The sequence below is a fragment of the Lysinibacillus sp. K60 genome, assembly GCF_019731275.1.
Lineage (GTDB): Bacteria > Bacillota > Bacilli > Bacillales_A > Planococcaceae > Lysinibacillus > Lysinibacillus capsici.
This window is the reverse complement of sequence record NZ_JAASJR010000005.1, coordinates 347,823-370,595: the sequence shown is the minus strand read 5'-3', so window position 1 is coordinate 370,595 and position 22,773 is coordinate 347,823. Positions and strand designations below refer to the sequence as shown.

At 36.0% G+C, this 22,773-nt stretch carries 23 protein-coding genes; 5 read left to right on the top strand and 18 right to left on the bottom strand.

All coding sequences use genetic code 11. The annotated features are described in order from the left end of the window. Positions 1-77: 77 nt before the first annotated feature. The 8 genes from HCH28_RS13690 to HCH28_RS13655 all read right to left on the bottom strand — a co-directional run bounded on the left by HCH28_RS13690 (position 78) and on the right by HCH28_RS13655 (position 7,905). The gene (locus HCH28_RS13690; RefSeq protein WP_221681351.1) at positions 78-728 is read right to left on the bottom strand and encodes a phage tail protein; all 651 of its coding nucleotides are present in this window, start codon (positions 726-728) and stop codon (positions 78-80) included. Between the two features lie 46 nt (positions 729-774). Continuing rightward, on the bottom strand, positions 775-1,425 hold the full coding sequence (locus HCH28_RS13685; protein WP_221681350.1) for a phage tail protein: 651 nt from the start codon (positions 1,423-1,425) through the stop codon (positions 775-777). 199 nt (positions 1,426-1,624) lie between these two features. Further along, a complete protein-coding gene (locus HCH28_RS13680) occupies positions 1,625-2,152 on the bottom strand; it encodes a GNAT family N-acetyltransferase (protein ID WP_320939649.1) in 528 nt (175 codons plus the stop codon). Continuing rightward, complete coding sequence (locus tag HCH28_RS13675; protein WP_221681349.1) at positions 2,142-3,260, bottom strand: hypothetical protein; 1,119 nt, start codon at positions 3,258-3,260, stop codon at positions 2,142-2,144. The genes HCH28_RS13680 and HCH28_RS13675 overlap by 11 nt, the downstream gene beginning before the upstream one ends. Before the next feature lie 27 nt (positions 3,261-3,287). Next, the gene (locus HCH28_RS13670; RefSeq protein ID WP_221681348.1) at positions 3,288-4,400 is read right to left on the bottom strand and encodes a hypothetical protein; all 1,113 of its coding nucleotides are present in this window, start codon (positions 4,398-4,400) and stop codon (positions 3,288-3,290) included. A gap of 19 nt (positions 4,401-4,419) precedes the next feature. Beyond that, the gene (locus HCH28_RS13665) at positions 4,420-5,484 is read right to left on the bottom strand and encodes a hypothetical protein (RefSeq protein WP_221681347.1); all 1,065 of its coding nucleotides are present in this window, start codon (positions 5,482-5,484) and stop codon (positions 4,420-4,422) included. Between the two features lie 65 nt (positions 5,485-5,549). Continuing rightward, positions 5,550-6,011 carry a GNAT family N-acetyltransferase gene (locus HCH28_RS13660; protein WP_221681346.1) on the bottom strand — a complete coding sequence of 154 codons (462 nt, stop codon included), beginning with the start codon at positions 6,009-6,011 and terminating at the stop codon, positions 5,550-5,552. Positions 6,012-6,852: 841 nt separating this feature from the next. Next, positions 6,853-7,905 (bottom strand): helix-turn-helix transcriptional regulator, encoded by a 1,053-nt coding sequence (locus HCH28_RS13655; protein WP_221681345.1) that lies wholly within the window; start codon positions 7,903-7,905, stop codon positions 6,853-6,855. Between the two features lie 74 nt (positions 7,906-7,979). Here HCH28_RS13655 and HCH28_RS13650 point away from each other — a divergent pair, with 74 nt between their 5' ends. From HCH28_RS13650 to HCH28_RS13640, 3 genes are all read left to right on the top strand, one after another. Beyond that, positions 7,980-8,291: a hypothetical protein gene (locus HCH28_RS13650; RefSeq protein WP_221681344.1), complete on the top strand. Its 312-nt coding sequence runs from the start codon at positions 7,980-7,982 to the stop codon at positions 8,289-8,291. Positions 8,292-8,532: 241 nt separating this feature from the next. Then, positions 8,533-9,237 (top strand): class I SAM-dependent methyltransferase, encoded by a 705-nt coding sequence (locus HCH28_RS13645; protein ID WP_221681343.1) that lies wholly within the window; start codon positions 8,533-8,535, stop codon positions 9,235-9,237. Beyond that, entirely contained in the window at positions 9,234-10,277 is a 1,044-nt protein-coding gene (locus HCH28_RS13640) for a saccharopine dehydrogenase family protein (protein ID WP_221681342.1), read from the top strand. The genes HCH28_RS13645 and HCH28_RS13640 overlap by 4 nt, the downstream gene beginning before the upstream one ends. A 51-nt stretch (positions 10,278-10,328) precedes the next feature. On the opposite strand, the gene HCH28_RS13635 is transcribed toward HCH28_RS13640, so the two are convergent. The 3 genes from HCH28_RS13635 to HCH28_RS13625 form a co-directional block, all read right to left on the bottom strand. Continuing rightward, the gene (locus HCH28_RS13635) at positions 10,329-11,051 is read right to left on the bottom strand and encodes an amino acid ABC transporter ATP-binding protein (RefSeq protein WP_221681341.1); all 723 of its coding nucleotides are present in this window, start codon (positions 11,049-11,051) and stop codon (positions 10,329-10,331) included. After that, the gene (locus HCH28_RS13630; RefSeq protein ID WP_036075291.1) at positions 11,044-11,703 is read right to left on the bottom strand and encodes an amino acid ABC transporter permease; all 660 of its coding nucleotides are present in this window, start codon (positions 11,701-11,703) and stop codon (positions 11,044-11,046) included. Before HCH28_RS13630 ends, HCH28_RS13635 begins: the two co-directional genes overlap by 8 nt. A 133-nt stretch (positions 11,704-11,836) precedes the next feature. Further along, the gene (locus HCH28_RS13625) at positions 11,837-12,631 is read right to left on the bottom strand and encodes a transporter substrate-binding domain-containing protein (protein WP_004233155.1); all 795 of its coding nucleotides are present in this window, start codon (positions 12,629-12,631) and stop codon (positions 11,837-11,839) included. Between the two features lie 423 nt (positions 12,632-13,054). Between HCH28_RS13625 and HCH28_RS13620 the strand changes: the two genes are divergently transcribed. Beyond that, positions 13,055-16,063 (top strand): ATP-binding protein, encoded by a 3,009-nt coding sequence (locus HCH28_RS13620; RefSeq protein WP_221681340.1) that lies wholly within the window; start codon positions 13,055-13,057, stop codon positions 16,061-16,063. A gap of 14 nt (positions 16,064-16,077) precedes the next feature. Then, positions 16,078-16,791, top strand: coding sequence for a DNA-binding response regulator (locus HCH28_RS13615; RefSeq protein WP_009371508.1), 714 nt, complete (start codon positions 16,078-16,080; stop codon positions 16,789-16,791). A gap of 166 nt (positions 16,792-16,957) precedes the next feature. Here HCH28_RS13615 and HCH28_RS13610 read toward each other — a convergent pair whose 3' ends face one another. The 7 genes from HCH28_RS13610 to HCH28_RS13580 are packed head-to-tail and all read right to left on the bottom strand — an operon-like array spanning position 16,958 to position 22,733. Beyond that, complete coding sequence (locus HCH28_RS13610; RefSeq protein ID WP_004233152.1) at positions 16,958-17,326, bottom strand: Na+/H+ antiporter subunit G; 369 nt, start codon at positions 17,324-17,326, stop codon at positions 16,958-16,960. After that, positions 17,304-17,588 carry a Na(+)/H(+) antiporter subunit F1 gene (locus tag HCH28_RS13605; RefSeq protein ID WP_004233151.1) on the bottom strand — a complete coding sequence of 95 codons (285 nt, stop codon included), beginning with the start codon at positions 17,586-17,588 and terminating at the stop codon, positions 17,304-17,306. Before HCH28_RS13605 ends, HCH28_RS13610 begins: the two co-directional genes overlap by 23 nt. Further along, positions 17,588-18,070 carry a Na+/H+ antiporter subunit E gene (locus HCH28_RS13600; RefSeq protein ID WP_221681339.1) on the bottom strand — a complete coding sequence of 161 codons (483 nt, stop codon included), beginning with the start codon at positions 18,068-18,070 and terminating at the stop codon, positions 17,588-17,590. Before HCH28_RS13600 ends, HCH28_RS13605 begins: the two co-directional genes overlap by 1 nt. Then, complete coding sequence (locus tag HCH28_RS13595) at positions 18,070-19,575, bottom strand: Na+/H+ antiporter subunit D (protein ID WP_048395766.1); 1,506 nt, start codon at positions 19,573-19,575, stop codon at positions 18,070-18,072. The genes HCH28_RS13600 and HCH28_RS13595 overlap by 1 nt, the downstream gene beginning before the upstream one ends. Further along, on the bottom strand, positions 19,568-19,906 hold the full coding sequence (locus HCH28_RS13590; protein WP_004233143.1) for a Na(+)/H(+) antiporter subunit C: 339 nt from the start codon (positions 19,904-19,906) through the stop codon (positions 19,568-19,570). The genes HCH28_RS13595 and HCH28_RS13590 overlap by 8 nt, the downstream gene beginning before the upstream one ends. Before the next feature lie 3 nt (positions 19,907-19,909). After that, entirely contained in the window at positions 19,910-20,332 is a 423-nt protein-coding gene (locus HCH28_RS13585; protein WP_004233141.1) for a Na(+)/H(+) antiporter subunit B, read from the bottom strand. After that, the gene (locus HCH28_RS13580) at positions 20,322-22,733 is read right to left on the bottom strand and encodes a Na+/H+ antiporter subunit A (RefSeq protein ID WP_221681338.1); all 2,412 of its coding nucleotides are present in this window, start codon (positions 22,731-22,733) and stop codon (positions 20,322-20,324) included. The genes HCH28_RS13585 and HCH28_RS13580 overlap by 11 nt, the downstream gene beginning before the upstream one ends. Positions 22,734-22,773 lie beyond the last annotated feature (40 nt).

Below are 22,773 nucleotides of genomic sequence, written 5' to 3'. Positions count from 1 at the left end.
AATATCTCCTCCAACAAAACTATTCCCTCTATGTACCAAATAAAGAAATGGTATACGAATCTAGCATTTTGCACCACCTACTGTTGACTAGGAAATATTCCCTGAATACATATGATAAAATTCAATGCTTGGAAAGGCTGTCGAATATCCAATGCAGAAGGCGCCAATTGACCAGCTGGCGCAATCGTGGTTGTTACATTCCCACTCACTGTTCCACCTGAGACAGTAAATGGCTTCAAGGTTGTATCCGTAGCTCCTGTCGTATAAAAATCTGCTGTTCCCATACCGTGATCTACAGAAGCTGCAAGACTTGCATTATTTGGTGAATTACTTCCTCCCCCTTGAGAGGAGGCTGGAATCGCAACGTTCATATTACTTACAGTTAAATTAGATGTAGACGTAGTTGCACTATGAGTATGCTGTGGCATATTTAATGGAGAAAGTGTTACTTTCTCCACACCACCAGTCTGTCCTAGATTACATGGAGTGACTCCTGGTGGTATAGTTCCTCCCATTCCCCCATTCCCACACGCGCCTACTGGCACACGTCCATTCAAGTTTGGTAAACAAAAAGTATTCTTTCCGTCTCCACCATAACGAACTCCTAATACAGCAAATAAAGCTTGATTCTGTTGAATTGAAAGTTCTTGACCGTTGCAAAATGCCCAGCCCTGTGGAGCAAATGATGCTGGCCATGCTACAATCGTTCCTGTGTAATTCTCCGCCATAATATACCTCACTTTGATTTTATTTAAATTTAAAAATAGATTTTATTTATTCTGGAGTAGGGAACCAACCTTGAATACAAATAATATAGTTCATTGCTTGAAAAGGCTGCCGAATATCCAATGCAGAGGGCGCCGATTGTCCAGCTGGAGAAATCGTAGTTGTTACATTCCCACTTACTGTTCCACCAGAGATGAGAAATGGCTTCAAGGTTGTATCCGTAGCTCCTGTCGTATAAAAATCTGCTGTTCCCATACCGTGATCTACAGAAGCTGCAAGACTTGCATTATTTGGTGAATTACTTCCTCCCCCTTGAGAGGCGGCTGGGATTGCAACGTTCATATTACTTACAGTTAAATTAGATGTAGACGTAGTTGCACTATGAGTATGCTGTGGCATATTTAATGGAGAAAGTGTTACTTTCTCCACACCGCCAGTCTGTACTAAATTATATGGCGTGACCCCTTGAGGTATAGTTCCTCCCATTCCCCATTTCCCACAAGCACCTACTGGTACACGTCCATTCAGGTTTGGTAAGCAAAAAGTATTCTGTCCGTCTCCACCATATCGAAATCCTAATACAGCAAATAAAGCTTGATTCTGTTGAATTGGAAGTTCTTGACCGTTGCAAAACGCCCAGTACTTTGGAGCAAATGGTGCTGACCATGCCACAATAGATCCTATATACATTTCGGCCATAATTTATACCTCACTTTAATTTTATTTATTATTACAGTGGGAAAGTTCCTTTAATTCAAATATGCTTGAAAAGGTTCTCCGACACTCACGTTAACTTAAAAATTCGTATTAGTATTCGATCTTATAAAAATCAGCATTCCCTCACTTTAACTCCAATGCTAAAAACTACTTAGCAAGTTCAAATTCAAAAAACCATTTATTAATTCCTATGCCACGCCATCATCACATACGGCCCTACCTCTCCCGTCACAACAAACCCACATCTCTCATATAACCTCTGTGCAGGATTTCCCATCAACACATTAAGTTCTATAGGCAACCTCAATTCAGCAGCTACATGCTGAAATTCCCTCAATAGCGCTGTACAGATTCCTCTCCCTCTATATTTGGGAATTATAAAAATATCAATCAGACGTATTGCTTCTTGCTGTATCTCGGTGATCAATCTACCAATTCCTAAATTTTCGTACATTATGATTTCATATTTAGCATTAGGAAATTGTTGCTGATAAGAAGCTTTTTGAGCATCGTATTGCATACGTAATAAACCTTCTATTTGTTGCTCATCCAATTCTAATATGGCAAATTCATTTTTTCTTGTAGATACAAATAATGAATAAAGGGTACCTTCCTCTTCACTTAATGCCACTTGCAATTTCACTTTATCTTTCATTTTTGCTTTGCCACTCACCTCTTTCCTGAAATTGCAAACAATATCAAGCAACACTCGCTAAAATATCCTTATTTTCTTCTTGTATAGCTTCGATATCTTGAATTTCCATTTCTAAAACTCTTGCTATCTCGGATGGTGTATGCTTTGTAAATAACATATACATAGCTTTTATTTTCTTTGCTTGATCTCCAGAAACTTTTAAAATATTGGAGATTTCAGCTAAATCCGTATGGTTCTCTATCAAATACGATCCTAATAAAGTATTAGTGATTTTTTGTAACTCATTTTGATCCATAGCATTTTTGCATAATGCTTCTGCAGCTATACTCGCTGCCACTGATAAATCCATCCCTTTTTCATGCATACGTTTCATCGCATTAAATTGATCAGACCATTTGCGTAATGTATAATTTTGTTCCTTTACTAAGAAAACTAGCTCTCGATGATTTACAACAGTATCTTGTAAAAGTTCTGTCTCTTTAAATGTCATTGCAAGATCTTTAAAGAAAGCATTAACTTGACTTTGTCCACGATAAATCTCTTGTTTAGTCTTCGTTAAATCCTCTTTTGCCTTATTCGTTTCTGCTTGAATATTTTCAAAATACTCTTTCCGCAATTCTCCTTGAATAATTCCTGTAATAAGGTAGAGGACAGCGGCTATTGCACCAAGCGTACCTAGTTTCGCAACTAAGCTATCCAGCACTTTTATTTTTCCAATCCATTGATTAACTACAAATAATGTAAGCGCCACATACTTATCTAAAGCTATTTTTTTATAAGAAGGCACAACGATTGATAAAGAAATCAGTGGCAACGTATTTTTAAAGCATTTTCTCCATTCGAGGAATTCCATTAGCAAACTATTTAAATCATCTTGGATATCATGCTTTAAAATATTTAAGTCAATTGATGTTTCACTTAACTCACTTTTCAGCTCTTTTAAAAGCTTAATTGCTTGTGCCTTTCGCTCTGGGTTATCTGTACGAAATAGATTATCACCAAGCCATGCACTAATTTCTAAATCCTCGTCCAATAGCTTAGAAATGATGCTATCAATTCCCTCTTTACATTCAGCAAGCTTATCTTCTACTTCATAAATGTTTTTTAGTGCGGGCTGTAATTCTTCTACATAGGTTGCTAATGTCGCTTCTGTAATCGCCATATTATCCATCCATTCTAAGATTATTTTTTAGCTAACAATTGCTATTAAATCGCTATTTGTCTCTTGAATTGTCATGACCTCGTTTACATCCATTTCCAAGACTTGTGCAATTTCATCTGGTGTATGCATTTTAAATAACATGTAGGTTGCTTTTACTTTTTTAATTCTTTCTAGGGACATATCAAGCTTTTGAGAAACTACACTATTGGGCTCTCCCATTTCAATAAGGTAGGCACCCATTAACAGTTTGCTGTAATTGTCTAATTCATTTTCATCATCTTGTTTATTTACTAGATTTGCAGCAACCACTTCTGCTGAAAATTCAATATCTAAGCCTTTATTAATCATTCGCTTCATCGAATCATATTGATCCGACCAACGTCTTAATGTGCCAGCCTGTTGTTTAACGAACGATACTAGCTCCTGATGGTTTGTATATGGCTTTGTTAACATGCCTGTTTCTTGAAAGCTCTTTGCCACATCTTCAAAAAAGGCATTTACTTGCACCTGCACATCATTGATATCCTGCCTTAGCTTTTTAACATCCTCCATTGCAGCCTTTGTTTCTTTTTGGATATTTTCAAATAGCTCCATTCTTTTTTCGCCTTGAATTATTCCATCTATTAACACCACAACAACAATAAGACCTACAACACCTAACCCTAATACCTCAAATATTGGTAGTAATATATCTTTCAATACGACGGTTAATACAAACCCTAGCATTAATCGATGAAAGGGATTAAAAGCTTGGAATTTAGGTACAGCTATGGAAAACGCAATAAATGGTAACCTATTATCAAAGTAAGTTTTCCAGTCCCCATACTCTTTTAATAAAGTATTTAATTCGTCTTGAATATCATGCTTTAAAATATTTAAATCAATTTTTGCATTACTTAATTCATTGTTTAAGTCATTTAACAGTTGAATAGCTGTTTCTTTCCTTTTCGGGTTATCTGTCCGAAATAGATTGTCACCAAGCCATGCACCTAGATCAAATCCTTCATCGTTTAATTTGGATAAAATACTGTCTATATCTCCACCGGCTTTTCCAAGCTTGTCTTCTAGTTCAATTATATTTTTAATACTGGGTTGAAGTTCCTTCACATAATTGTCTAATTGGTATTCCGAAATTGGCATAGCATTTTCTCCTTTCTGTTTAGGAAATAATTAAAGAAAAAAATTCTTTATTTTCTTTATAAAAAGCTTCAATCTCCATCAATTCCAAATTCACTTGTTCAGCAACTACTACTAAGCTCTCTTGGTTTAGCAATAAGTATGCTGCTACTATTAGCTTTGCCTGTTGTTCAGAAAGCTTTAAATCTTCTGCTAATGTCACATAGGTCGCGCCTGTTTCAAGTAGATAAGCTCCTTGTAAAACTCTCTGGTTTTGATAGATTTGCGCTGATTCCTCTAAACTTTCGCTTAATACTTTTGCCGTTAGTTGTACAGCTTCTTGGAATTCCATATCTTTTTCAAGCATTGTATGAAGCATTTGATAATGATCGGCCCATATTTTCAACTGCTCACCTTTGCTTTTAATCTCAGCAATGAAATCAAGTTGCGTATAGGGCGATTCTGACAACTTATCACTTTGATTTAAATTAGAGACGACATCGCCAAATAGTTTGTCCAATTCATTTTCAGTATCCATTATGATTGACATTAGTTTAGCAACACTGCTTTTTGCTTCATTTATTTGCTCTTTTATGTTCACATCAAACTTGTCTAGGGTTACTATTATTTCATTTACTTGACTCGATTCAATTGTTGCAGTTAGAAGGGGTAATTTTGTTACTATCTCTTTTTGAATTAAGAGGGACAGCAATATGTTGAATTGAACATTTGAAGAAAAACTTGTCTCAAAAGGGATGCTTGATACTGCAAATGGAAGTAGGGGAAGCATTTCCTTAAAAGTTTGCTGTAATTCTCTGTTATTTTTTTGCAAAGTGTTTATTTCATTGACAAGTAGCTGTTTAATATGTGCCATACCAATTAAAGATTTTTGTAAATCCGATTGTAGTATTCTTACTTCTTCGAGATGTTTCTCTTTCTTTTTACTTGCTAATAAAAATCTCCTTTCTTTTTTTTGAATATAGTTTTTGATACTGCTGTCAATGTGTACAATGACACTTTCGATTTGTCCCTCTAAATTAAAAAAGTACTGAATCGTTTGCCGTAAATTTTCTTCATATGTCTGTAAAGCCGAATTTGATATTGGCACTTCACATTCACCTCTCTTTAGTTTTTAATAATGGACGAGAGGCAGCTTTAAAAGACTTGATACGTTTATTGCCACCTCATTTTTAAATAGAGTTCATCAGTTGACACTACATGAAATCCTAGTCTCTCATATAGATTTCTTGCAGGATTTGTATGAAGAACTTGTAATATCACTGGTTTATTTTCTTCTTTTGCCTTTTGCTGAAGATTGCTAATGAGATAAGATCCTACTCCATTACCTTGAAAACTTGGCAAAATAGAAATATCAATTATATATAGTCGCTCAGGTAAATCTTCTGTTAACAATCTCCCCACATATTGCTCATCTGAAGTAATAATACAATGGCTTGCATGTGGAAATTGTTGTCTATATGAGGTTTGTTGTGCGCACCACTGCATTTCTAAAAAGTGCTGTATTTGTTCAGCAGACCATCCCCATGAATCTATTTCTTTCCTACGAGAAGAAGCATAGACTTCGTAAAGGAATGGCTCGTCGTCTTTCGTAATAGACTTAAGCTCTACTTCCATCCTCTCGCCCCCTTCTTTTCTTGAATAGCTTACTAATTATAGAGTCATATCCTATATATCCCATACTTCATTTATCACAAAATTCAGATTTTTAAAATCCTAGTAATAAATATTACTTAATACCCAAATAAAAAGTCTGTTATTGCATTTATTTTGTGGCTTTTAGCCTTTTTTTCATTATATTATAGGTCAATAGATTTCACTATGAATTTATTCCATTTTTTAGGTTAATTTTTCTTAACCTTTTATTATGATTAGTGATACTAGTAGCTAAAGTGTAGTTATTGGCTTCTTTTTAACTATCAAATGGATTTAATTCCATTATACTTACTTTCCTGTAGGCGAGCGCTGATCCGCTTCCATTCCATGCAGGGTTCGCCTGTCTCGCTATCCCACCGGAGTCAAGTAGCCTTCCAATCCGCCCCACAAAAGTGTTACCTTTTTAGCAAAGGTTTTCAAATAAGGTGGAGGTCTTCACTACTCTTTATGAAGAGTGTTGTCACCCATCACTTCTCTACAATGAAAAAAATCCTATCCTTTCTCTAGTAATACAAATAATGGGCTATTTTGTTTACTACAGCTAAGTATGAAAGATAAGGAAAAGACACTTTTGATTGGAGTGGAGCCAGCGTCACTCCTAAGGGATTTAGCGTCACAGTGGATACCCTAGAGCCAACGCTAGTGATTGAAGCAGCTCATCGGACGCCTCCTGGAAAGGACGCTGGCGGAACGGAAATCATCCGCTCACCTTGCAAAGTCGCTTTTTATGCCGTTGACATCATCTTTTTTCAGCAACATGAAGAATCTGCTAGAGAGCTAGCAGATTCGTTAGTTCAACTTATTAATCTAATTGGAAGCGGGAAAAAATTTTCCATACTAGCTCATTTCGATTTGAGACATTTACTTTTTGAAAAATTACCTTTAAATGATCTTGTACTGTGTAGGTTGAAATATTAAGATTATAAGCAATCTCTTTTGTAGGAATCCCTTTAATAACTTCAAATACTACTTCCTTTTCTCTGGGGGTAAGGTTATAGGCCGTTATTAAGAAATTGAGCATTTCTCTTGATGGTGCTTCATTTATTAATAAAGCAATTTGCTGTTCTTGTTGGCTTGTCAGCAAAAGTGATGCCCGAATAGCAATATAGCCTGTATCTTTGATAGGTACTATTAAAGAAGTATTTGAATTGTACTTGTCAGCAAGTAGTTTTGCACAGAGAGCTTGAATAGGCTTAGGAACTTGAATTTCTGCTAAACTTTCATACTTTCTTAAAATGGATAGCAATTCACAAGCTTTGGTATTACTTGAAAGAATTTTTAACTCTTTATCAAAAATAACAATGCCTTGTTCTCCTTCTACAGCTGGAATCCTCTCCTCAATAATATAATGATAGAACTTCTTTAATGATTCACCCATAATTGGTATCAGTCTTTTTATAATCACCACATCTTGATCTTTAAATAAAGGCTGATCATTTTCAGCTCTTTTGAATAGTGTTAAAAAACCATAGCATTGTCCTTGGTAAGTTAATGCGGCTCTTACTTCATCACTATAGCCATTGGGCATTAAAACTTCTCTATAGCGAAAGCTTCGACTTGAGGAATCGCTTAACCTGCCTATGTTTTGCCCACTTTGTACTAAGAATCCATATTTATTTACATCTTCTGTCGTATATTCCAATTCCATAATCTTCTGATGAATCGCCTCTATTGATTGTTCAGTAACTGCTCCTACCGAAAAAAGTGTATGTACATCCGTTAATGTACAGCAATACGCATCAAAATTTATATGTTTCCGTAGAGCTTCAATCATCAATTGCCGATATTCAAATGAATTTTTGCTGTGCTTTAAGCATTGGTCAGATTTTCGTTGCCAATATTGTGTTTCCTTCATAAACACCCACCTCCCCCCAGAAATATGGGATAGTTCTTTTTTTTCGAAAGTTTATAATTGAGAATAATTCTTAATTGAATTGTACAGAAGTTCAACAAGGAGGAATACTATTTTATAAAAAATTATTTTTCATTATTGTCTTGCTAGCTACTTCCGTTAATAGTGACTGCTCAGAGAAATCATCTCAAACAATTGTGGGTGGTGAGATCTCAGAAGAACAGCAAACTCTTAAAGCTACTATTCGTGCACCTAAATCGCCTGCTATTTTGCCAAGCATCCTATTGGCAAAACAACAGAAGGATAATGAACTTATTACCTGGGAAACAGTAGATACCCTTTTAGCTCAAATACAAAAAACAAGCACAATTTATGGTACTTCCTCTTAATATGGGAGCTAATCTATATGCAAAAAGATTGCCATTACAACTTATAGGAGGTCTAGCACATCAAACTATTTTCATACCTAGTTAAGGTGGTCCACCAGATATTTTTAGGGAATAGTCCTACACAGATACTAGGTGACTTCACTAAACAATCATCAGCCTTTCATCAGAATGATTGCTTAAAGATGAAGGAATTGCTCTCGAAATTTTAACGCATAAAAATAATTTTTTTGGAGGTATTTTAATGAATAGATCTATACATAGCTGGGACAGTCCTTCTGTCAACACTTATCAACAGTCCATTCGACAAAAAATCATAGGCTATAACCTTATTTATGACATGATGGTCAATATACTTCAGGATCTTACTACTGTAAATAAATTTTTAGTGGTAGGCGCTGGAGGCGGACAGGAATTACTCACATTAGGCAAATCATTTCCTTCTGCCCATTTCACAGCAGTGGATTCCTCAAAGGTAATGCTGGAGCTGGCTGCTAAGCAAATTGACTCGCTACCACAACGACCTACTATTATGTGGGTTGAGAAGGATCTACTATCCTTAAGAGTAAATGAGGTCTTCGATGTAGCTAGTTGTCATTTGGTTTTACATTTCATAGAAAGCCTTGACCGAAAGAGAACAATGCTTCAAAAGATTGCGGATAGCTTAAAAGAAAATGGTGTGTTATTTATTTCGTCAATAAATGCTGATTTAACTTCACAAACGTTCAAACATGAGCTTTGTTATTGGCGAAGCTCCATGCTTCATAACGGAATAAGTGAGGATCATTGGCAACGCTTTGAGCAATCCTTTAGCGTAACAACCCATCCGATTACTCTTGAATTGCTTATTAATTTACTGAAAGAGGCTGGCTTTACAACAATCCTTCCCTATTTTAAAACACATATGATTGACGCTTTAGTTGCTATTAAGGGAGGAACTGCTATATGAAAAATGGGAATATCTTAATCATCGGAGGCTATGGTGAAGTGGGAGGGAAAATTGCAAAATTATTGTTGCAAAGCTATCCCAACAGAATATGGATTGCAGGAAGAAATATAGAAAAGGCTAAGGATTTCTGTGTCCAGCACAAAAACTTAGTAAGACCTCTTCAATTGGATGTGTTGGCAAAAGTGCACCCAGAGCAATTAGAAAATGTATCATTGGTCATTATGTGTCTAGAGCAAAAAGATACTACATTTGCACAGCTTTGCTTAAATAAAGGGATTATCTATATCGATATTACTGCAAGTTATACCTTCCTTAAAAAGTTAGAGGCACTCCACTTACTAGCTGTACAGAAACATTCTACAGCCATTTTTAGTGTTGGTATGGCTCCAGGTTTGACCAACTTAATGGTCATGCATGCTGCAAGGCAATTATCCAGCCTCGAGAAGATGCATATTTCCATCTTACTTGGGGCAGGTGATACACATGGCACCGCGGCAATTCTTTGGATATTGCATCAATTAAATAAACCGTTTAGTAGCTACAAGAATCAGAAGGTTGCTAATTTTACTAATAAGAGAACCGTTAAATTTAAAAAGATTGGGAAACGAAGTGTGTATCAATTTAATTTCTCTGACCAGCATACATTAACAAAGCATTTCCCTTCTATTCCTATCGTCACAAGATTAGGCTTTGATGTTGAGCCACTCAATAAATTTGTATCCTTTTTACAAAAGAGTAGAATTGCATGCTTATTAAAATTTAATCGTCTACAAATCATGCTCGCTTCACTTATTCAAAAAATTAAAATTGGTTCTGATGTGTGTGGAATACAAATAGAAGCCATTGGGAAAAAACATCACAAAGAAGCAAGCTTCACCTTAGACTTTCTTGATCGCGATGAATCACTTGTAACAGCGAAAGTTGCAGCATTTATAGCTAACGATCTCCTTAACAATAAACATCCAGCAGGAGCCTATCATATTGAGGAACTATTTACATTAGAAACCTTACAGACTCAATTTGATATGTCCTTTCAATAAAAATGGCATTTAGCTCTCATCTAACGGAGAAGCTAAATGCCTGTTGTTTTATTATAAAACCTTCTCTAAAAAATCCTTTGCACGCTGTGTTGATGGCGCTGAAAAAAACTGTTCTGGAGGAGCATCCTCAATGAGCTTGCCGCCATCAAGGAAAAGAATACGATCAGCAACTTCACGAGCAAAGCCCATCTCATGTGTCACAATCAACATGGTCATCCCAGAATCTGCGAGGTTTTTCATAACGGCCAATACCTCTTTAACCATTTCAGGGTCAAGTGCCGATGTAGGCTCATCAAATAATATAACTTTAGGGTCCATGGCAAGTGCTCGCGCAATAGCAACACGTTGCTTTTGTCCTCCCGATAAGCGATTTGGATATTCTTGACGCTTCTCAAACAGACCTACTTTCTTTAGTAACTCTTCTGCTTTGTTGATAGCTGTAGCCTTATTCAAACCCTTCACATTGATTGGCGCATATGTTAAATTTTCAAGCACAGTTTTATGAGGGAAAAGATGAAAATGCTGAAATACCATGCCTACTTCTTCACGTATTTTCATTATATTTGTCCCTTTATCTGTCAGGACATCCCCTGCAATCGTTACCTTCCCACTTGTCGGAGTTTCCAATAAATTTAAGCAACGAAGAAATGTCGATTTACCTGATCCTGAAGGTCCAATAATAGCAATTACTTCTTTTTCTTTAACTTCAGTTGATATACCCTTTAGTACTTCATTCTGCCCATAAGATTTGTGTAAATCTTCAATTTTAATCACTTTTTCTCATTCCTTTCTCAATTCGTTTACCAAGGAACGTTAAAACAAGCGTCATGATGTAATAGATTACCCCTGCAAAAAGTAATGGCTCAAGATAACGGTATGTCGAGCCTCCTACAATGTAGGCACGACGCATAATATCTAATGCACTGATTACTGTCACAACTGCCGTTTCTTTATTTAATGTAATAAATTCATTTACTAAGGATGGTAAAATATTTTTTACTGCTTGCGGAATAATAATATCCTTCATCATTTTTGCATATGGAATACCCAATGCTTGTGCAGCTTCCATTTGTCCTTTATCAACTGCATTGATACCCGCACGGATAATCTCTGAAATATATGCTCCTGAGTTTAAACCAAAAGCAATAATTGCTGTTGGAATAGGCTCAATTTGGATATCTAGTAATTGTGGTACTGCATAATAAATAATTAGTAATTGTAATACAAGAGGTGTACCGCGGAAAATCGACGTATAGAAATCAGCAAACCAACGTAAAAAATTCACTTTACCAATTTTACATAATGCTAAAAGTATACCTACGATAAAACCAATGATGGATGCACCGATTGCAATTTGAAGTGTCACACCTATCCCTTTTAAAATATAAGGAATAGAGGGAACGATAGCTGTAAAATCTAAATTCACAGCGCTCCCTCCTTTCTTTTTCATCATGATGTAGCTTTGTTTTTTGTACCAAACACAAATTTAGAAGAGGCTTAAAGGATAATAATGAAAAGCACAAGCGATAGCCCAAAAGTAGAGCTATCGCACGCAATTATTATTCAACTTTTTCTAACCATTTTTCTTCTAACTCTTTGATTTTGCCTTCTTCAGCTAGCTCTTTTAAAGCTTTATTAATTTTATCTTTTAAATCGCTTCCTTTTGGAACAGCGATTGCTTTGAAATCTTCAGGCTGTTCTTCCACTGGGAAAGCCTCTAATTGATCATTCGTTTTTAAATAGCCTTTCGCAACGCCACCCTCTAAAATACCTGCGTCTAAACGTTTAGACATCATATCTTGCACAATCTCAGGGATTCGCGTACGTCCTTCTACTGTTACATCAACCTTTTTCGCAATTTCATTACCTAAGTTTTCCTGAATAGATGCAGTTTGTACACCTATTTTTTTACCAGCTAAGTCAGCTTCTTTTTTAATACCGCTATCCTTTTTAACAAGGATTACTTGCTCTGTTTCATTATATTTATCTGAGAAATCTACCACTTTTTCACGCTCTGGATTCGGTGTCATACCAGAAATAACGACATCAATTTTCCCTGCTTGTAGTGCTGGCACTAAACTGTTAAAGTCCATATCTTGCACTTGCATATCAACGCCTATTTTTTCTCCAACTAATTTGATTAGATCAATATCAAATCCAATAATTTCTTCGCCTTTTGCTGCATCCACATATTCAAATGGCGCATAGTCGGCTGATGTACCAACTTTTAATACTTGCTTACCCTCTGTATCCGTAGTAGATCCTGTATCGCTTGCATTATTGTCTTTAGTGCCACATGCTGCAAGTACACCTATTACTAGTACCAGCATCATGATGAATAACTTGTTCTTCATAAATTGTAACTCCTTTTATTTATAATTTATTGTGTATGAGAATACATTTCTCGAATATAGTTGATTGGATATTTATTCATGTTGAAGAATAAAAAATCTATCTGCTAATTAAGATATACTCTTTTGAAATAATAATCAAGATAAACTAAAAAAATTTTAGCTAAATATTATATGCATAATTTTCTGATAAGTCAATTTATTTTTTGTTTTCATTCATTTTACAAAGTAACTTTACTATTTTCCGTTTTAGCATTATTTATTCCTCCATCATAAAAACAACTTAATTTCAACAGTTCAGAGATAGAGATTATCGCCATCCTTTAAGCTCGCAATATTTAGATTTCATCGCTAGTAGGAATTTTGTATTAATGCCGTAAGTTATCTTGTATAATCCAAATAAATCATTTGAAAGGGATTTTTACGATGAAAAAATTATCGTTATTGTTCGCAATTATTATTGGCTCAGTGCTGATAGCAGGCATTACCTTTTTCTTAACTCAACCTAAGTCGCATGGGCCGCAAGCGATTGAAGGTGTGATGGATTTACGTCATCATTCATTTCACGATAATACGCCTATCAAATTAGATGGGGAGTGGGAATTTATCCCGAATCATTTAGTGGACGGTGAAGCCTTTGATTCCTATCAAAGCTATCTTGTTAATGTCCCTTCAGCTTGGACAAAATATACAATTGATGGGCAACAAATACCTGTATTTGAAAGTGGGACTTATCGTCTCAAGGTTTTAATCGATGATACCGAAGATATTTTAGGAATTAAAACGAGTAACATTCGAATGTCGAACGCATTGTATATTAACGGAAAGCGAGTTGGACATAGTGGAGAGCCAGCTGAGGATAGCAGCTATATACCCCACAATACCCCATATACCGCTTATTTTTCGCCTGATAAAAAAGAACTTGAATTGATTGTACATGTTGCCAATTTTGATTATGCACCAGGAGGAGGAATTATTAGCTCCATTTTTTTAGGGGATCAATCTAGTATTGCAAAGCTTCGAGAGGGTGCCATATTCTACGATTTAATTACCCTAGCAGGTTTTTTAACAATGTTTATCTATTTTTTTGGCTCATATCTTTATTCAAAATTTGGTATAGAACAGCTTTACTTCTCTATATTTTGTTTTGCAAGTGGGGTCTACACCCTTACTCATGGGGAAAAGTTATTACTAGACTTTATAAATATTCCCTATGCTCCATTTCAGAAAATACAAATGATCTCTAGTATAGCTGTAGGCCTTTTTATATTGTTATATTTTTACCGTGCTCTAATAAACCATATGAACCGTTTAGTTGTGAAAGTGTTTTGCGCAATAGGTACCCTTCTAATGCTTGTTGCATTGCTTCCAACATCCATTAATTCACTATTTCAGAATATCAACTCATTGTATGTATTCGCAAATATTGTTTATATTTTCTATGTGCAAATTATAGCAATTTACAAACGTGCGACTGGAGTAATGTATTTAACATTAAGCTCCCTAGCCATTTTGCTTTATTTTATCGTTGCAACGCTAAATACAAATATTAATCTTGAACTGAGTGCTCTACCACCATTGTTACCATTTATTTGCCTGACAATGCTTTCCCTATATATTTCTCATCGTTTTGCAGATTCTTATTTAGAAAAAGGCAAGCTAACAGAGGCACTGATACGTGTAGATAAATTAAAGGATGAGTTTCTCGCTAAAACCTCTCATGAATTCCAAACGCCTTTACATGGCATTATAGGCATTTCGCAGTCTATGCTAAAGGATAATAGTTTACCTATCTCAGCGGACGAACAAAAAGAAAAAGTATCACTTATTTTCAATATTGCAGAACGTCTATCCTATTTAGTCAATGATTTACTTGATTTTTCAAAGCTGAAGGAGAATGAATTAACATTGCGGATGACATCTGTAGATTTATATGCCATTGCACATATGACTGTAGAAGTGCTTTCCTACACGATTAGCAAGAATGTCAAAATTTATAATCATATAGAACGGGGAACCTTTGTCCAAGCTGATGAAAACCGTCTTCGCCAAATTTTATATAATTTAATTCATAACGCAGTGAAGTATACAAATGAAGGAAAAATTGATATAACTTGTTATGAGAAACAGTCATTCCTAGTAATTGAGGTTAAGGATACTGGGTGTGGGATAGCACCAGAAAATTTAAAAACCATTTTTAACCCATTCCAACAATTCAATTATTCAATCGGTGGCAGTGGATTAGGTTTACATATTACAAAGGAGCTTGTCGAGCGGCAGGGTGGAAAAATATTTGTGGATTCTATTGTCGGACAAGGTACTACCTTTTCATTCAAATTACGAAAAGGTCAGCCGACAAATGAGGAATTACCATCAATCCCAATCCAAACATACCAGCATCCTTTTCTAACATTTCCACATATTGTTGAAAAAATAGGAAAGAAAAAAATTCTTATTGTGGATGACGATGCTGTTAATTTAAAGGTACTAATAGATATATTGACACAAGAAAACTATTCTATTATAGCAATTGATAATGGACATCATGTATTTGAGTACCTTACACAACAACCTAGTATCGATTTATTAATTTTAGATATTATGATGCCCTCTATTTCTGGCTATGAGATATGTCAACAAGTTAGACAAAATTACACGTCTACAGAGCTACCTATTCTAATGTTGACTGCGGCGGTTCGCCCAGAGGATATGATTGCAGCCTTTCAAACTGGTGCAAATGATTTTTTACATAAACCTTTAGATGCTACCGAGCTAAAGACAAGGGTACGCAATCTTCTTTTATTGAAGGAGTCTGCAGAAACAGCTGTGAAGATGGAAACCGCATTTTTACAGGCACAAATTAAACCGCATTTTATTTATAATGTCTTAAATTCCATTCTGTCTCTAAGCTATTTAGACTTAGATAAATCACGGGCAATGATTACAGATTTTGCCACATTTTTACGTAATAGTTTTGCCTTTGAAAATGCCAACAGTCTCGTCCCTTTGGAAAAGGAGCTTAGTCTTATTGAGGCCTATGTAAATATTCATCGCACTAGATATCCTGAGCAATTAGAATTTAATATTTGCATGGATGAGCCTATCCAATGCCTTATTCCTCCTTTACTGCTTCAGCCTTTAGTAGAGAATGCCCTTCTTCATGGTTTGAAAATCAGAAAAGAGCTTAGCGAGCTACTATTAGTTATAAGGCAGGAAGAGCATATGGTAATTTTCCAACTGATTGACAACGGCATTGGTATATCTTCAGAGCTTTTAAGGCAAATTCAAAATGGTGAAAAAACAGCTAGTCAAGGCATTGGTATTTTAAATATTTCCAAAAGATTAAAAAAATTCGACAACGCTACTATCCATTTTGATAGCCACGAAAACAAAGGAACGACTGTTGAAATAAGATTTCCAATAATTACTTTATAGAGGATGTGAGCAGCTTGTTAAAAGCAGTTATTATAGATGATGAAATTTTAGCCATTCGTTTATTAGAATCCATGCTAAAGGCAAGTGGCTCTATTGAGATTATTGGAACCTTCCAGAATCCTAAAGATGGTTTAGTAAATATTGATATGTTAAAACCTGATATTTTGTTTTTAGACATTGAAATGACTGAAATGACTGGTCTTGAATTTGCTTCTAAAATAGAAAATGTTTCAAGCTATATAGATATTGTCTTTGTTACAGCTTACGAAAATTATGCTTTAGAGGCCTTTAATGTACAGGCTATAGATTATATTTTAAAGCCCATTGACCACAACCGACTCTTAAAAACAATTGAGCGGCTACTTGAACGAAGGCAGCATAAAAAATTAATACAACCAATTGAACATACTTCTGTAAATGAAGGAACCAAAATTATTCATACATTACACTTCCATATACACTCAGGAAAAGTTTCAATTGGTGATACTGTATTAACTTTATCAACAAAGGAATTCCAAATTTTATTCTTTTTAGCACAGCATTGTAATCAAGCTTTTCCAGCTGCCGAGCTGTACCGACTTATTTGGGACGAGGATAGCTTTGGACAAACACAAGCCTTACGAGTTCATATCAGCAATTTAAGAAAAAAACTTGAAACGATTCCAGGTCATACAGCTAAAATTGTTATGGTAAGAGGCTCTGGGTATCAATTAGTTTTTCAAGAATAATTTGAAAGGGAAGTTGATTAAACCAATCAACTTCCCTTTCACTTGAATGTTATGAAATGTCCAATGTTTACTACCTTCTAGCCAATGCTCTCTCATCTCTTGTGCAGGGATTTCCCCGCTCTCTTTGAACAATCTATGTTTGCTTTAGGGCAAAGCAGTTCTCCTTCTATTTTATCGTATGTTCTTCAGGGAACAGTTTTGACTTTAATTCATCTTCACCAGAGCCCTTGGCTAATGGAACGCGAGAACGATAGGCTGCACGACAAATTAAATGCCCTGCAACGGGTGCTGTCACAAAGACGAAAAGAATACCTAAAATGAGCCGTACACTAACAAAACCGTCATGCACCCAGAAATAGATAAACGCTCCTAACAAACAGGTTAAGACAGATAATGTAGAGCTTTTTGTAGCAGCATGTGATCGTGTATAAACATCTGGTAGGCGAATCATTCCAAATGCGCTAATAACACTCACAATGGAACCTATAAGAATAAGGATAACTGCTGCCCATTCAATCATTTGATTTACGTTCAACAATTACACCTCTTTCTATATATTTTGTAAATGCAATCGTTCCGATAAACGCTAAAATGCCCAAAATAAGTATAGCTTCTAAATATGCTTTAGTCTTCAATATAATAGAGACAATCGCAATAGCCGATAATAAATTAACACCAATTGTATCGAGAGCTATCGCTCGATCAGGCATTGATGGACCACGAATAACACGATATAACGACAGCGCAATGGAAATACTGAAGAAAGCAAGTGCAAGAAGTAATATATTGTTAATCATTAGCGTGTCACCTCCATTATTGCTTGTTCAAATTTTCCAATTGATCGTATAACTGCATCCTTTGACTCTTCTATGTCCATAGCATGAATATAAAAGACATCTCCCTCTTCCGATACCTCCATGACGACAGAGCCAGGTGTTAACGTTAACAGTAAGGCAAGAGCTGTAATCTCCCAATCACCCTCTAATACAGTTTTATATGTGAAAATACCCGGTGTAATATTTAGCTTAGGTGTAGTGATTTGTCTTAATACACTATAGCTTGATAAAAATAGTTCCCAGTTAAACAGCCATAATAACTTGATAATGGAAAAGACTCTCCTCATGTAAAATTGAGTACCATAAAAGCGATGCATCGCATATAGAATACCCATACCTACAACAAAACCCATTAAAAATGTTGAAAATTGTGGTGTCACTTCATCCTGTAGAAGTAACCAAAGTGTTGCGATAAATAAATTTAAAATAAACTGCATCGCCATTATTTATTCACCTCACCTTGCCATTGTTCGCCATCTAAAACTGCATCGATATAGATAGATGGTGTATAAAGTGTTTCAGCTGCATCTGTGACAAATGGTGCCAGTTTTTCTGCCCCAATACCTAACCCAAATGTGCAAACAGCTAGTAATGTTAATGGCAACAATATACGTTTAGGTAAAGGTTTTTCATCCTCTAAGCTAATAATGGTTTCGCCGAAAAAGGAAGAAAGAAATATCCTTAACAATGAATATAAAACAATTAAACTAGAGAAAAACCCTAGACCTAATAGAACGAAATGGCCACCTTCGATCGCACCTTGTCCAATTAAAACCTTTCCTAAAAAACCACTCAGTGGGGGTATACCAGCTAGTGAACACATTGCTATAAAGAACAACCATCCAAAAAAGGGGTAGTTACGAATAAGTCCACTCATCTTATCAATTACTGTTTCCCCAGTGAGATAGATCATCATGCCAACAGCTAAGAACAACATAGCCTTAGCTATCATATCGTGCATTAAATAGTAGATAACACCTTGTAAGGCTGACTCTGTGCCTACAGCTAGCCCAATTATTATAAAACCAACGCCAATTAGTACATTGTAAGAGGCTATTGTTCTAACATCACGACCTGAAAGTGCACCGATACAGCCTGCTATAATTGTGAGTCCAGCCATGATGCCAAGAGCTGTGTGTGTGACTTCAGGATTGTTAGGGAACAGCAATGTAAAGGAACGTACAAGTGCATACATCCCTACCTTTGTTAATAAAGCAGCAAATAAAGCAGCAATGGCAGTTGGTGGTACACTATAAGATCCTGGCAACCAGAAGAATAATAAAAGTCCAGCCTTCAAGCTAAAGACGATTAAGAAAATAAGCGCTACTGTTGTAATAAGAGGATTAGCTCCTGCCTCCATTACACGAACTGAAATATGTGCCATATTTAATGTGCCTACCGTTCCATACAGAAAAGCTAGTGCTACTAAGAAAATCCAAGAGGCAACAATGTTGATGAGCACATATTTCAATGCTTCACGTAGCTGAATTTTTTCGCCACCTAAGCTAATCAATGCATAGGAAGCGAGCAACATTACTTCAAAACACACAAATAAGTTAAAAATATCGCCCGTCAAAAATGAGCCATTGACACCTGCTATCATCAGCAAGGTAAATGGATAAAAATACATTTTTTCATATCTTAGCTCCATTGTAAAAATTGCATATAGCATACAAATGAGGGCTACAATATTTGCAACTAACACTAATAGTGTCGCAAATGAATCGGCTACAAATGAGATTCCAAATGGTGGTGCCCATCCACTAAAATCAATGCGCATCACACCCTGTTCTTGAATCTCTACTAATAAAATGACGCTAATGATAATAATAAAGCTCAATGTCAATAAGCTGATGATACGTTGTAGCGTCACATGCTCTTTTAAAAACACCAGTAAAATAGCCGTAATTACTGGTACAATTAATGGTAAAACAATCATATTACTCATCAGGCGTACCTCTCAATTCATCAAAATTCCCTGAACCATTTGTTTTGTACGCACGATACCCTAAAACGAGAACAAAAGCAGTGACAGCAAAGCTAATCACAATCGCTGTTAATATTAATGCTTGAGGTAATGCATCTGTATATGGTCCCTCTGATTCTCCTAATAACGGGACATCCCCTTTTTTTAAACCTCCCATAGTCAGAATCAGTAAGTGGGCAGCATGAGATAAAACAGCGGTTCCTAAAATAACACGTAATAACTGCTTTGAGAGGATTAAGTACGTCGCAACAGCTACTAATATACCTACTAAAACAAGTATTAAAGACTCCATTGGCTACTCATCCTCACTTATACTTAAAATAATTGTTACAACAACCCCCACCACTGTTAAAGCTACACCCGCTTCAAATATAGTGACAGTTGAAAAGCCCATTTTCCCAAAGATAGGAACATCTATATACGTATGTGCTTGTGTTAAAAATGGTACATCGAAAAACAACGAACCTATTGCAGTTCCAGTTGCAAGCAATACACCAAGAGCTGCAACCTTTTTAAAGTCGAAAGGCATCCCTTTATGAACAGTTTCAATATCATAGGCTAGATATAATAAAACAATGCCCGAGGCTAACACCAGACCACCTATAAAGCCACCACCAGGAGCATGATGCCCAGCAAAGAATAAATACACGCCGAGTGTTAAAATAATGAACACGACCGCTTTGGTAACGGTCCTTAATATCACATCATTAATTTTCATGATCTGCTTCCTCCTTTCGTGGCTTAAGCTTTGTTAGAGCATAGACCCCTAAGCCAGCAATTAGAAGAACAACAACCTCTAGCATCGTATCAAAAGCACGGAAATCCCCTAGTATTGTATTAACGATGTTGGAACCGCCAGCCAATTCATAGGCATCATTGAAGTAAGTAGCCACTGGTTCAAAGCGATCATAGTGTACGACGGCTAAACCAACAATTGTTACGGTTGCACCAACAAAAATAGAAATCAATGCTTTTGACCATTGAACTCTTTTACGTGGTAGCTCTGGCATTAAATCTGGCAAATATTTAAAACATAAAAGGAATAAAGCTGTAGTGACCGATTCAACAACTAATTGTGTTAAAGCTAGGTCTGGTGCACGGAAAATAACAAAGAAGAAGGCAATAGAATAGCCTAGTACACCATTTAGCAACATGGCTGTCACCCGCCCCTTTGCGAAAATCATCCAAACAGCAGCAAAGATCATGACAAAGACAAGGATTAACTCGTAGGATTCTATAGCGGAATCTTTGTCAAAATTAAAGGTCATGGCATCTGACCAAACAAAATAACCAGCGATAAGTGCAACAAAAAATACATATATATAGATAAAATAATGTGTTAAATTACCTGTCATATATTTATTGGTAAGCCTCTGTGAGCCATTTTCACTCATCTCTATCATTCGATTGTAGTACGTATTAAACGTATACTTTTGTGAAAATAGACGATAAAGTGGCTTCCAGCTTTTTAATGTTTTAAATAAGATAATGCCTATAATAATGACACCTACTGTCATCAATAACTCTGCATTGATGCCATGCCATGCATGAATATGTGGTGTTAACTCACTTGTAGTTGGGAATGTTGGATAAATACTAGCCATAGCAGGCTCTAAAATATAATGACCTAATATATTAGGGAAGAAAAAGATACCAACTACCAACAAGCATAAAATAATTGGCGATATTAACATGCCAAGTGGAGCCTCGTGTGGTTTTTTATCAATCTTCTCTGGCTGTAGTTTGCCCAAAAATGTACGACTAATTAAAATCAAACTATAGACAAAGGTAAAGATACTTGCCACCCATGCTACTATTGGGAAAAACAGCCCTATATCAGCAATAGAGAATGCTTCTACATCACGAATAGCCAATACTGCTGCAAAAAACATTTCCTTACTTAAAAAGCCATTAAATGGTGGCAATCCTGCCATTGAGAAGCTACCAATCACTGCGATTGTAAAAGTGATAGGCATGAAAGACATTAAGCCACCTAAACGACGAATATCACGAGTACCTACTTCATGATCGACAATGCCAACCATCATGAATAAAGCTCCTTTAAAGGTCGAATGATTCACAAGGTGGAATAGCGCTGCAAAGCTTGCTTGAGTGTAAAGAATTGAGTTTTCCTCATAGCCATAATAATGACCAACAGACCCAAGACCAAAGAGACTCATAATTAAACCAAGCTGACTCACTGTTGAAAAGGCTAATAATGCTTTTAAATCCGTCTGACGGACAGCATTAAATGAGCCCCAGAATAATGTAACGAGGCCGATAACACTAACTAGCCAGAACCATTCTGCCTCTCCTCCAAAAACTGGTGAAAAACGAGCAACTAAATAAATACCTGCCTTCACCATTGTTGCGGAATGTAAGTAAGCACTAACTGGTGTTGGGGCCTCCATAGCATCAGGCAACCAAATGTGGAATGGAAATTGTGCAGATTTTGTAAAGGCCCCTAGTAAAATTAGAATAAGGGCTGGCGTAAATAAGGCATGATCTCGTATAACCTCTACATTAGCTACAATTTCACGAATACTAAATGTATGAGAAGCTACATAGAGCATTAAGAAACCTGCAAGCATTGAGAGTCCGCCAAAGACTGTAATCATCATCGCTTTTTTAGCTCCTGCGCGAGATGCCTTTCTATGATGCCAAAATGCGATTAATAGGAATGATGACACACTTGTTAATTCCCAAAATGTGTATAATACCATTAGGTTATCTGAAAAAACAACGCCAAGCATAGCGCCCATGAATAGTAATAAATAGCAGTAAAAATGATGAAGAGATTCTTTCGTTGATAAATAAAAAATAGAATATAAAATGACTAAACTACCTACACCTGTAATCAGCAGACCAAAAATCATACTGAGTCCATCCAGGTAAGTTGTGAAATTTATATTAAAAGAGGGAATCCACTCATATGTATGAATAACGGTTTTACCCTCGGCTAATTGAGGAATATAGCGAGCGAGTAAAAGAAACAAGATGAATGGAACAGATAAAACAAACCAGCCAAGATGTGTGACACGCCTTAGTCGCCTGTAAAGCAATGGAATTAGAGCAGCACAAACAAATGGCAAAAGTATCGCAATGAGAACTGTGACCAAATGAAAACCTCCTACTATCTAAATCATCTAGCAAATTTTT